This window comes from Chryseobacterium sp. FR048 (assembly GCF_056844665.1).
This window is the reverse complement of the sequence record NZ_JBXDSE010000001.1, coordinates 450,599-462,731: the sequence shown is the minus strand read 5'-3', so window position 1 is coordinate 462,731 and position 12,133 is coordinate 450,599. Positions and strand designations below refer to the sequence as shown.

The 12,133-nt window shown below is 37.5% G+C and carries 8 protein-coding genes; 7 read left to right on the top strand and 1 reads right to left on the bottom strand.

Annotated elements, in window-relative coordinates:
- Positions 1–20 precede the first annotated feature (20 nt).
- The 7 genes from rpsA to AC106K_RS02025 all read left to right on the top strand — a co-directional run bounded on the left by rpsA (position 21) and on the right by AC106K_RS02025 (position 10,916).
- Positions 21–1,811 carry a 30S ribosomal protein S1 gene (gene rpsA, locus AC106K_RS02055; protein WP_482443192.1) on the top strand — a complete coding sequence of 597 codons (1,791 nt, stop codon included), beginning with the start codon at positions 21–23 and terminating at the stop codon, positions 1,809–1,811.
- 385 nt (positions 1,812–2,196) lie between these two features.
- On the top strand, positions 2,197–3,618 hold the full coding sequence (locus tag AC106K_RS02050; protein ID WP_482443191.1) for a T9SS type A sorting domain-containing protein: 1,422 nt from the start codon (positions 2,197–2,199) through the stop codon (positions 3,616–3,618).
- A 166-nt stretch (positions 3,619–3,784) separates the two neighbouring features.
- Positions 3,785–5,209, top strand: a complete 1,425-nt coding sequence (locus AC106K_RS02045) for a T9SS type A sorting domain-containing protein (RefSeq protein ID WP_482443190.1) — start codon at positions 3,785–3,787, stop codon at positions 5,207–5,209.
- A 260-nt stretch (positions 5,210–5,469) separates the two neighbouring features.
- Positions 5,470–8,124 carry a T9SS-dependent M36 family metallopeptidase gene (locus AC106K_RS02040; protein WP_482443189.1) on the top strand — a complete coding sequence of 885 codons (2,655 nt, stop codon included), beginning with the start codon at positions 5,470–5,472 and terminating at the stop codon, positions 8,122–8,124.
- A 128-nt stretch (positions 8,125–8,252) separates the two neighbouring features.
- Positions 8,253–9,239: an EamA family transporter gene (locus tag AC106K_RS02035; RefSeq protein ID WP_482443188.1), complete on the top strand. Its 987-nt coding sequence runs from the start codon at positions 8,253–8,255 to the stop codon at positions 9,237–9,239.
- 86 nt (positions 9,240–9,325) lie between these two features.
- Positions 9,326–10,321, top strand: a complete 996-nt coding sequence (locus AC106K_RS02030) for an alpha/beta fold hydrolase (RefSeq protein WP_482443187.1) — start codon at positions 9,326–9,328, stop codon at positions 10,319–10,321.
- A gap of 97 nt (positions 10,322–10,418) precedes the next feature.
- Entirely contained in the window at positions 10,419–10,916 is a 498-nt protein-coding gene (locus AC106K_RS02025; protein ID WP_482443186.1) for a DUF3592 domain-containing protein, read from the top strand.
- On the opposite strand, the gene AC106K_RS02020 is transcribed toward AC106K_RS02025, so the two are convergent.
- A complete protein-coding gene (locus AC106K_RS02020) occupies positions 10,917–12,065 on the bottom strand; it encodes an MFS transporter (protein WP_482443185.1) in 1,149 nt (382 codons plus the stop codon). It abuts the gene before it with no gap.
- Positions 12,066–12,133 lie beyond the last annotated feature (68 nt).

The following is a 12,133-nucleotide window of genomic DNA, read 5'->3' as shown; positions in this document are numbered from 1 at the left end:
ATACAAATTTTTATTAGAAAATGTCAAAAGAGACAAATTCAGCAGAGGTTTTATTAAACCAAAACGTAGCACCAGAACAATTTGATTGGGATTCTTTCGAATCAGGTCTTGATGCAGATGCGAGAAAAGAAAAAAGCGATTTAGAAGAAATCTACAACGGATCTTTAAACAACCTTGACGATAACGACGTTTTAGTTGGTAAAGTTGTAAGATTAACTGACAAAGAAGCTATCGTAGACATCAACTTCAAATCTGAAGGTGTTATCTCTCTAAACGAATTCCGTTACAACCAAGGCCTAAAAGTAGGTGATGAGGTAGAAGTAATGGTTGACAAGAGAGAAGACAAAACTGGACAATTACAATTATCTCACAGAAAAGCTAGAACGCTTAAAGCTTGGGATAAAGTAAACGAACTTCACGAAACTGGAGAAATCGTTAACGGTTTTGTTAAATCTAGAACTAAAGGTGGTATGATCGTTGACGTTCACGGAATCGAAGCATTCTTACCTGGTTCTCAAATTGACGTTAAGCCAATTAAAGATTACGATCAGTTCGTAGGAAAAACTATGGAGTTCAAAGTTGTGAAAATCAACCCTGAGTTCAAAAACGTAGTAGTTTCTCACAAAGCATTGATCGAAGCAGATATCGAAGGTCAGAAAAAAGAAATCATCGCTCAGCTTGAAAAAGGTCAGGTTCTTGAAGGAACTGTTAAGAACATCACTTCTTACGGTGTATTCATTGACTTAGGAGGTGTTGATGGATTGATCCACATTACAGACCTTTCTTGGTCTAGAGTGAACCACCCATCTGAAATCCTTGAGGACGGACAGACTGTGAAAGTTGTAATCCTTGATTTCGATGATGAGAAAACAAGAATCCAATTAGGTATGAAGCAATTAGAAGCTCATCCTTGGGATGCTCTTTCTGCTGACTTGAAAGTTGGTGACAAAGTAAAAGGAAAAGTAGTAGTTCTTGCTGACTATGGTGCATTCGTAGAAATCGCTCCAGGTGTTGAAGGATTAATCCACGTTTCTGAAATGTCTTGGTCTACTCACTTAAGATCTGCTGGAGATTTCGTAAAAGTAGGTGATGAAGTAGAAGCTGAAGTATTAACTTTAGATAGAGAAGAAAGAAAAATTTCTCTTGGTATCAAGCAATTGTCTAAAGATCCATGGGAAAACATCGAAGCTAAGTATCCGGTAGGATCTCAGCATGTAGGAACTGTAAGAAACTTCACTAACTTTGGTGTATTCGTAGAGTTAGAAGAAGGTATCGACGGTCTAATCTACATCTCTGATCTTTCTTGGACTAAGAAAATCAAGCACCCATCTGAGTTCTGTGCAGTAGGTGATAAATTAGATGTTGTAGTTCTTGAGCTAGATATCCAAGCTAGAAGATTATCTCTAGGTCACAAGCAATTGACTGAGAACCCATGGGATAAATTCGAAACTAAATATGCTGAAGGAACTATCCACGCTGGTAAAGCAGTAGAAGTTCACGATAAAGGAGCTTCTGTACAATTCGAAGATGCTGAGGTTGAAGCTTTCTGCCCTTCAAGATTATTAGAGAAAGAAGATGGATCTAAAATCAAGAAAGGTGAAGATGCTCAATTCAAAGTAATTGAATTCAACAAAGAATTCAAGAGAGTTGTAGTTTCTCACACAGGGATCTTCAGAGACGAAGAGAAGAAAAACGTAAAAGAAGCTTCTTCTAGAAACGTATCTTCTTCTTCTAACAACGAAGAAAGATCTACTCTTGGAGACATCGATGCATTAGCAGAGTTGAAAAGAAAAATGGAAGAAGGTAAATAATCTTTGAACCATTCATACATAAGGAGCCGCTCATTTGAGCGGCTTTTTTTTGTGCCTGATTTATTTTCAGGAGCAGATTCCCGCTATCCACTCATACTCCTCGCGCCTATTCCCTCCCCACTCTCAAACCCTAACGCTCTCCCACCCATGTTGCGGGGTAACCGTTCCTATCGGGGCTAGGAAGTGGTCGTCATGACAAATACTTGTCGGTAGAATAACAACAACAGTCAACAGACCTGACAAATAAACCTAACAGGTTTCTAAAACATGTTAGGTTTTGCATTTTTCATTAAATATTTTCATTATTAGTTAAAAAATAATTAAAATATTTCACTGTATAATGAAAATATGTTATTTTTGGCCAGCTAAAACAAAATTTTATAATATGAGAAAAACATTCTTATTTTTCTTCATGGCATTGATGATGTCATGGAGCGGCCTTAAAGCGCAGGCCGATTACATTATTATGCTGGATAACGGAAGTTCTGTTTCCAATGATGAGTATGCTAACATGAAACGGGGCGCCACCAAGCTGATGGAGGAACTTTTAGCATGCAATACCCAAAACAGGGTTGCTGTCGTGCAATATGGAACAGGAAAATATGGGGATACCAATGGAACGGGCAAATCTTTAATTTATATTGAATCCGACTTTACTAATGACTACTTTACCGCTCAAAATTTTGAAAGACGTCTGGATTTCGGACATCTTTTCAATGAATCCCTTGGTCTGATTGCAGATGCCTTAAATGGAGCCGGAGGAGCTCAAATCATAAGTCCTCAAACGTCATTGAGCAATGCACAGCCTTTAAAATTTGTTGTATTTACAGATGCAGAAAGAAATTCAGGGGGAGCTGACGGGTCTTATCTGGTGAATTATAACAACACAGGCTATAGTAATCCATTAGCGTTTGACAATGTTGTGAAATTCAAAACAATGGGGGCACAATTTACAATGATTCATGCCAATACAAATACTATGGCAGTAGGGGCAGCGGCATCTATTGCGAGTGCAGGAGGCTCATATGCAGGAGTATTGGAGCCTAATGCTTCAGATCCTGATACAGGTGCACCTTCAAGACTATATTATAACAGGCCTAATGGATTCAGCGTAGGGCAGCCGGAAATGGACTACTGGCCGAATCTTGCAGCGAACATATGTAATAACAACGGGATGGGAACGGTTAACTTCAGATATGAACCGGGAGAATGTATAAAGCAGCCGGCTGGTATCGGTGGTTATTATAACCTGCCGCCGGGGGCTACTTTGGTGAGTTTAAGACTTGAGCTGATAGGGTTGCAGAACGGAACGGTATTTCCTATAGTGTTTAATCCTACTTTTGGAGTGGGGGCTCCCAACTTTTATAATTATTATCTCCAGCCTTCTGATTTTGCTGCAGCTGTGAGTGGAGGAGCAATAGGAGAGCAGAAATTCAGAGTATCTATGGTTTATCTTTATAATGGGGAATATAAGATTGCTTATGCCTGGAACAATTACCCGTTCTTTGATTATGATATTACAATGAAGTGTCCGCATTTGAGAATGGCACAGACGCAGCCGGAGGAGAAAATTTTCAGATTGACACCAAACCCTACCAGCGGTCAGTTTAAAGTGGTTATGAAAGAAGGAACGGGAGCAAAAACATTGGAAGTAAGAGATCTGACGGGAAATACAGTCTATAATAAAGTATTGCGTAACGATAAAGAGGTGACTGTGGACCTGAGCTCCAGGAAAGAAGGAGTTTACATTGTCAATGTAACAACAGAGAAAAATGAAACCTATTCAGAAAAGATTATTAAGAAATAAATAAAATTAAAACTGCCAACTCTGGCAGTTTTTTTATTTTAAAAAGCATGGTTGTTTTGTAGTAGAAATTAAATATATTTTTATTGAAATGTTAAAATTTTAAATTTATTTCACTGTTTATGGAAAAAATATTACTTTAACAAAACTGAATTTAAAACTTTTAACTATGAAAAAAACATTTTTATTGCTCTTCATGGCATTCCTTACGTCATGGAGTCATCTCAATGCACAATCTGATTACATTGTTATGTTAGATAATGGATCTTCCACCAATCAGCTAAACTATGCCCAGATGAAGCTGGGTGCCATTAAATTGATGGAGCAGCTTTTATCCTGTAATCCTGGAAACAGGGTAGCTGTTGTACAGTATGGAGCAGGAGTACAGGGAAGTAATACTGGAATATATAAACCCTTAATTTATATTGAGTCTGATTTTACCAAAGATCATTTTGCCGCACAAAACTTTGAAAGACGATTGAACTACGGGGATTTCTTCGATGAATCCTTAGGTTTGGTAGATGATGCTTTAAATGGAACTCCTAATGTAAGTATTGTAAGCAGTCAGACAACATTAAATGTGCAGCAACCTCTGAATGTTATCGTTCTGACTGATGCGGACAGAAATTCAGGAGGTATTAATATTAATAACTCATCATTGATTATAAACAGCGATCCCAATGCTTCTTCGGAATTTTTTTATATGCTGAAATTTAAAAATGAAAGAGATGCGAAATTTACAGTCGTTCATTTAAATACTAAGGCTGTGAATATTCAGGCTGCAGCAGCGGTTGCAAGTGCAAGCCCTGTAGGTCCTTATTCCGGACCGGCAGAGTGGGTTTCAGGTAATGATAATAATGGGGGCAGAATGTATTATAATAGAACGAATGGGTTTGGTATGTTTAGCTCTGAAATAGATTATTGGAAAAATATGGCCGGGAAGATCTGTACACCTTCTAAAGGTCAGGCAACTGTGAACTTTAAATATGAACCACAGAGTTGTGGTGTTACCCCTGCAACATTTCAAGGGCAGTATTATCTTCCAGCGGCTGGTACTACTGTAGTAGATTTCAAACTGGATGTGGTAAGTTTGTCTACAGGCCAGGTGTATCCTATAGCTGTTAATCCTACGATTGGAGGTTCAGGCTATTTTGAATATAATGTTCAGCTTTCAGATTTAGCTATTCTGAAATATGAGAACGCTACAGGTTGGCATAAGTTTAGGGTGACTTTGATTTATGACAATCATGGTCAGATCGAGACTGTCTATAGTTGGAACAACTATCCGTTTTTTGATTATGATATTGCGATAGAGTGCCCAAGACCAAGTGTAGTGAGCGCTTCAGAGGAAGAAAAGATTTTCAGACTGACTCCAAATCCTACCAATGGATTATTTAAAGCCGTTTTTACCAATGAAATTAAATCCGGAAAACTGGAAGTAAGAGATCTGACGGGAAATACAGTCTATAATAAAGTATTGCGTAACGAAAAAGAGGTGAGCGTAGATCTGAGCTCCAGGAAAGAAGGAGTTTACATTGTCAATGTAACAACAGATAAAAATGAAATCTATTCAGAAAAAATCATCAAAAAATAATTTTAAAGTAAGAAACTGCTCACAAGAGCAGTTTTTTTTTAGCCACTTTTTAGTGTCATAATTTATCATAGATTACCTTGAGTTATTGTCAACTGTGGTATGTCAGTAATAAAATTGAAATAGAATTCCCTATATTGGGAATTATTGAGTCATATTTTATAATTGTTAAACTATATGTATTGTTTTTATTTTAAATAAAAATTAAAAATAATAACTTTTATTTATTGAATATTCGTAGATTAGCGCCTTTAATAATGGATATGAAAAATAAAGCTCTACCTATTTTATTTGCGGTGTTTTCTGCATTTCCAACATTATTGTTTGGACAAGATAATGAAAAGTTGATTAAAGATTATATTTCTCAAAATAAAATAAGGGAATATAAAAAATCTGATCTTAATAATATCATTATTGACAATGTAGATCCTTCAAAATCAATGAATGGTGACGTTGTGAGGTTTTTACAGACATATAATGGTTTGCCTATATATAGTTCTTCAGGGACGGCGCTCATCAGAGATGGGAAGATTATTTACTATGTAGACAATTTTGTAAAAGATTATACTACTTCTACATCAGGAACAGCTATAGTCAATAAAAAGGCAGCACTTCAAAAGATTGCTGAAGATTTGAAAAATTCTGATATTGCCGGTTTTACCATTCTTGGATACAATGAAAAGAACGGGCAGCAGGCTACATCAGCCAATCAGCGATTGGTATACGTAAATGATGAAAAAGGAAATTTACGCCTTGCCTATGAATACAATCTGACAGAACCAAAATCTCCCAATTACTGGAATATTCTGGTAGATGCAAACAATGGAAATATCCTGGAGAAAAATAACCTGACGTTGTCATGTAGCTTCCATCCTAATGCATATGCTTCAGATATTGATCATAACCATGCTGATCATTTGGAAAAAGCATTTATTGGTCCGGAAAATATGATAGCAAAAAATAATGCGGCATTATTGGCACCGGACAATGCAACTTATAATGTATTCCCTTTACCTATAGAATCGGCAACATTCGGATCAAGATCTGTTGTTTCCAATCCATGGATTCTTGCTGCTTCTCCGGAAGGATGGCATTCTGATGGAACAACCCATTATAATATCACCAGAGGAAACAATGTATTTGCCTACGAAGATGTTGCGGGAAATGCAATGTCCTCTTCAAATAACTCACCGGGAACACCTGCAGATGGTGGGGTGGAAAGGAATTTTGACTTCCCTTTTGGAATGTATTCCACAGCAGCAGCTAATAGAAATGCATCGATTACTAACTTATTTTATCTGAATAATAAAGCCCACGATATTTTCTATAAATTCGGATTCACAGAAACAGCAAGAAACTTCCAACAGAATAATTTTGGAAGTGGACCTGTAGGAGGGGATGATGATATGGTATATGCAGAGGCACAAGATGGAGGGGGGACGAATAATGCCAATTTCTCTTCTCCTGGAGATGGTTATAACCCTAAAATGCAGATGTATCTTTGGTCAACAACCAATACCAGATTATTATTTTATAATACCCCTGGTGCAGCAAGTAGCCGTGCTCCAATTGCGGGAAGCGCTCAGTTTGGCCCTGCATTAAATGCAACCGGAATAACAGGGGAGGTGAAACTCTCACCGGATTTACAGGCTTGTCAGGCATTACCGGCAGGAGCTCTTGCCGGAAAAATAGGACTTATTGAAAGAGGAGGTGGAGCTAATTGCGGCTTTGCTGTAAAAGTAAAAAATGCTCAGAATGCCGGAGCTATAGGAGTGATCGTATACAGTAACGCAGGAGGCTCCAGTATTCCTGCTGTAATGGGAGGAGTAGATGGTTCCATTACGATTCCTTCCGTAGTTGTTCAGAACGCAGAGGGAGAATACATCAAAAGCCAGCTGGCTTCTAATACGATTGTAAACGTTACCTTGAAAAAAGATGCGGCTTATAATGTAGTACCTGATGGAAGTTTTGATAACGGAGTGGTTATTCACGAATACGGACACGGAATTTCAAACAGATTAACCGCTACAGGTGCAGGTTGTTTAAATGCCAATGCAAGTAAAGAGCAGATGGGTGAAGGATGGTCTGACTTCTTTGCTCTTATGTTAACCAATAAAGCCGGTGATAATGCTTCAGTGCCAAGAGCGATAGGTACGTATGTATCCGGTCAGTCAAATGAAGGAGCAGGAATCAGGCCTGCAAGATATTCTCCGGATTTTGCAGTGAATCCTTTTACCTATGGAAATACCAATACCATGCAGTATACCAATGCAAATGGTGTATTAGTTCCGGATGTACACTCTATCGGATTTGTTTGGGCTACAATGCTATGGGATCTTCATTGGAAATATGTTGAAAAATACGGCTATTCTTCCGATGTATTGGCTAATAACACAAACGGAAGTACAAAAGTATTACAACTGATCATGGACGGCTTGAAGCTTCAGGTATGTAATCCTTCCTTTATTGAAGGTAGAGATGCAATACTGAAAGCAGAGTTAGCAACTACTCAGGGAGCAGACAAATGTATGATCTGGAACGTTTTTGCAAAAAGAGGTTTAGGACTAAATGCAAATGCAGGTGTTAAAAATAATATTACCGATCAGGTAGAAAACTTTGACGTGCCTGAAGAATGTTTATTGGCAACCAATGAAGTAAAAACGGTAAAAGAAAGTAGAATTTCAATCTATCCAAACCCGGCCAGAGATGAATTCTATATCAATTTCCCAAGCAATACCCTTGGAAAAGTAAACGTAGAGCTTTATGATATGTCAGGTAAAATGGTTTCTTCAGAAGACAAAATTTCACCGGATGCTAAAAAAGCAATTTCTACAGCAAATCTGATTAATGGGACTTATATTGTAAAAATAAAAGGACTAGGTTTTGAATCTTCTTCAAAAGTAATTGTTAGAAAATAAATAACTTTATATAATCAAATTCAAAATCGCCACAAGCAAAGCTTGTGGCGATTTTATTTATCTATTACCACAACACTTCGGATTATTTTAATTTATATGTCGTAACTTTGCAGGCTGTTAAAAAAATTATGAAGAAGAAAAATATACTAAAAGGTGTTTTATTTGTAGGAATTGGAGCTAGTATATACGGTATGTTGGCCACTTTTGTGAAGATGGCCTATCATGATGGTTTTACAACTTCCGAAGTCACTACCGCTCAGTTTGTATTGGGACTTGCAGGACTTTTGATCCTGAATTTTATTCAGACTCTCACGTCAAAACAAAAACTGCCATTACCAAGCTCTAAAGAAGTCAGAATGCTGATACTGGCAGGAACTTCCCTTGGAGGAACCAGCTTGTTTTATTATATCGCAGTTCAGTACATCAACGTTTCCATTGCGATTGTATTGCTGATGCAGTCTGTGTGGTTCAGTGTAGTGGTGGAAAGTATTCTGACCAAGAAACTGCCTAATGCAAGAAAGGTGGTTTCCGTTATTATTGTATTGGTAGGAACCGTTCTGGCGACTAACCTTATCGATATGGAGATTGAACTGGACTGGCATGGAGTTTTCTGGGGACTGATGGCGGCGGCTTCTTATACGCTGACAATGTTTACTTCCAATACCCTGGCTACCCATCTTCCGGTTTTCAGAAAAAGTATTATCATGCTGACAGGAGGTTCTGTGGTGGTATTTGCATTCCTGTTTTTTGCACAGGTAGGCCCAATGCATTTTGAAGGATTGAAATCATTTTATCTGAATTTTACAGAAAATACAGAGCATATTCACCCGTTCAATTATTCTATATTCTGGACCTATGGAGCCGTTTTGGCACTATTTGGAACCATTATTCCGCCGATTTTATTCAACATTGGTTTCCCGAACGCAGGATTGGGACTGGGAAGTATTGTTTCATCACTTGAGCTTCCGGTTTCAGTAACCATGGCTTTTGTTTTATTAGGGGAAAAAGTATTTCTGATACAATGGGTTGGGATTGCTTTAATCCTGTTTGCTATTGTTTTAATGAACCTTCCTTCCAAAAAAGAGAAAGAGGTTTCAATGGCAGAATTATCTTAAAAAATAATATTTAAATAAAAATAACACTTGAAAACCGTTCCTTTTGGAACGGTTTTTTTAATTTTAAAGATCTAAAATAAAATTTCATGAACTATTTCAGAAATCTGATGGCTGTAATTACGTTGGCAGCTGCTCCTAATTTTATGTTTTCGCAACTGAAACCTCTGGATGCTATGCTGTCAGATTATAAATACCCTTACGAAGTTCATTTTCTCAATCTAAAATCTCAGAACAACGATCTGAAAATGGCTTATATGGATGTACATCCGGCAAAACCTAACGGTAAAACAATCATGCTGCTGCATGGGAAGAATTTCAATGGAGCTTATTGGGAGAGAACCGCAAAAGATTTATCTGCTAAAGGATTCAGAGTAATAATTCCCGATCAGATCGGATTTGGAAAGTCATCAAAGCCCAATGCTTATCAGTTTTCATTTTCTCAACTTGCTGAGAATACCAAAGCGGTACTGGATGAGCTGAAAATCGATAAAGCAATAGTATTGGGACATTCTATGGGCGGAATGGTCGCTACCAGATTTACATTACTTTTTCCTGAAAAAGTTCAGAAGCTGATTCTTGAAAACCCGATTGGATTAGAAGATTATAAAACCTTTGCAACGTATCAGACCATTGATCAGGCTTACCAGGCGGAGCTTAAAAACACAGCCGAAACCTATAAAAACTATCAGTTAAAATTCTACTATGATAATAAATGGAAAGAAGAATACCAACCCTGGCTGGACCTGATCGCAGGCTGGACGCTTCATACAGACTATCCGAAGGTAGCATGGGATGCAGCATTGACAACCGATATGATTTATAATCAGCCGGTATGTTATGAATTTAAAAATATAAAAGTACCAACACTCCTCATCATTGGAACAAGAGACAGAACAGCCATAGGAAAAGACCGAGCTCCTAAGGAACTTCAGTCTAAAATGGGACAGTACCAGGAATTGGGAAAGAAAACACAACGTGAAATTGCAGGCTCAAAACTTGTGGAAATTGAAAATGTAGGACACTTGCCTCATATAGAAGTTTATCCTCAATTTTTTGATGCTCTATATAATTTTATCAAATAACTGACAGATCCGGTAATTTCAGCGCGAAAGGTTAGTTTCTGTATTTAAGGAGATGGTGGTTTTTACAGCTAAAAGAAAAAATTGAATAAAAAGAAGGATGAAAATCAAAAATAAACAGGGGAATAATGATGGTTTCTGGGTGGTCTTTTTCTATGTTATATTTATACTTTTGTTCCTTGGAATGGGAGTTGGCGGAGTTTATTATAGTGTCAATAAATTTTACAGACATATCAATTTAGTATCTGATGGAGTCAAAACGGAAGCAAGGATCACGGGATATGAAGAAAGCTGGTCGAAGGATAGTGACGGGAATGGAAGTACCAAAATGTATTCTCCGGTGATCACTTATTATGACTCTTCCAATCATTCGTATACCCTCCATGCAGACTATAGCAGCAACATGAGGGAATGGTCTAATGATGTAACGGTGTATTTTGATAAAGAAGATCATTCAAAAGCTATTCGTGGCGGATTCTGGCATCTGTGGTTCTGGCCGTTTGTGATACTGTGCCTGTCTATGATTCCATTGGGAATAGTATTGTTTGTTCTTAATTATTATATAAAGTCATTATTTAAAAGAAAAAAACGTTTGTAGCTAAACGTTTTTTTCTTTTTGTTGAAACAGCAGCAAGGTAAGAACTCCTATTCCTGAAAAAATAAGGCAGGAAATCCCCAGATTTTGAATATAGCCAATGCTGATGAGTCCGGTTCCTATCAATAGATAATAGATAAGTCCCAAAAAAGCTCCTGCACTTCCTGTTTCCTCTTTATACCGTATCAGGGCTGTGCTTAAAATATTGGGAATAGCAATACTGAAGGTCATTACAATAAAGAAATAGGGAATCAGGAAATAGATTCCCTGATCTGATAGAATCCAGACAAAAAAGGAAGAAATAAATGCTGCTGATGTACCTGCCTTAACTAAGGTTTTAGGTTGTATGCTTTTCATGATCAGGTATCTGTTGAGTTTTGCACCCACAAAGGTACCTGCTGCCAGAATAATGCTGCTGTATCCGAAAGCATATGATGAATACTGTTGTTCCTTGAATATAAACGGAGCCAGTGAATAATATGAAAACAAAAGAACATTGAAACTCATGATCAGTAAACAGCATCTGATAATTTCATGATCCCTGAGCATCCGTTTTAATAAATTTCCGAGCGTTCGGATATTGATTTCTTTTCCGGGAGAACGGGTTTCAGAGACATTTTTTCTGGAAAGAACGTAAAATAAAACTGCCAGAAGAGCCAGACTGATAAATACTCCCTGATAACCTGTAGTAACGGCCAATGCAGAACCGGTGATCATCCCGATTACAGGACTGATTGACAAACCGATTCCGATCCATGAAAATACTTTGCTGATGCTATCTTTATCATACATATCACGTAAAATAGTTTGTGTAACGATAGAACCTACGGAAATTCCAAAAGCAGAAATGACCCTGGCGGAAATTAAAAATATAAAGCTTGGAGCAAAAACTGCGGTAACCGTTCCGATTCCATAGGTGATTAAACCATATTCCAGAGCTTTTTTCCTCCCGATCCGGTCGCATTGTATCCCCCAGAATGCGACTCCCAAGGCAAAAGCGATGAAGTATAAACTTATCGTCAGCGTTGCAGATTCTTCTTTTATACTGAACTGTTCCTGTACCATGGGCAAAACAGGACTGTAAATGGTTTCTACAAACTGTGGAAGCATTACAAGTAAAGTCAGCAGCCATAGCGGATTGGTCTTTTTCATTTTTTTTCTGCAAAGTTTTGAAAAAATCAGTGTATATTTATAATGATATAAAAACAAAAAATATCAAA

What these genes read in the sequence shown, in the direction of transcription:
- AC106K_RS02040 (WP_482443189.1), top strand. Translation starts at nt 5,470, where the DNA reads ATGAAAAATAAAGCTCTACCTATTTTATTTGCGGTGTTTTCTGCATTT.
- AC106K_RS02030 (WP_482443187.1), top strand. Translation starts at nt 9,326, where the DNA reads ATGAACTATTTCAGAAATCTGATGGCTGTAATTACGTTGGCAGCTGCT.
- AC106K_RS02050 (WP_482443191.1), top strand. Translation starts at nt 2,197, where the DNA reads ATGAGAAAAACATTCTTATTTTTCTTCATGGCATTGATGATGTCATGG.
- AC106K_RS02020 (WP_482443185.1), bottom strand. Translation starts at nt 12,065, where the DNA reads ATGAAAAAGACCAATCCGCTATGGCTGCTGACTTTACTTGTAATGCTT.
- AC106K_RS02035 (WP_482443188.1), top strand. Translation starts at nt 8,253, where the DNA reads ATGAAGAAGAAAAATATACTAAAAGGTGTTTTATTTGTAGGAATTGGA.
- rpsA (WP_482443192.1), top strand. Translation starts at nt 21, where the DNA reads ATGTCAAAAGAGACAAATTCAGCAGAGGTTTTATTAAACCAAAACGTA.
- AC106K_RS02025 (WP_482443186.1), top strand. Translation starts at nt 10,419, where the DNA reads ATGAAAATCAAAAATAAACAGGGGAATAATGATGGTTTCTGGGTGGTC.
- AC106K_RS02045 (WP_482443190.1), top strand. Translation starts at nt 3,785, where the DNA reads ATGAAAAAAACATTTTTATTGCTCTTCATGGCATTCCTTACGTCATGG.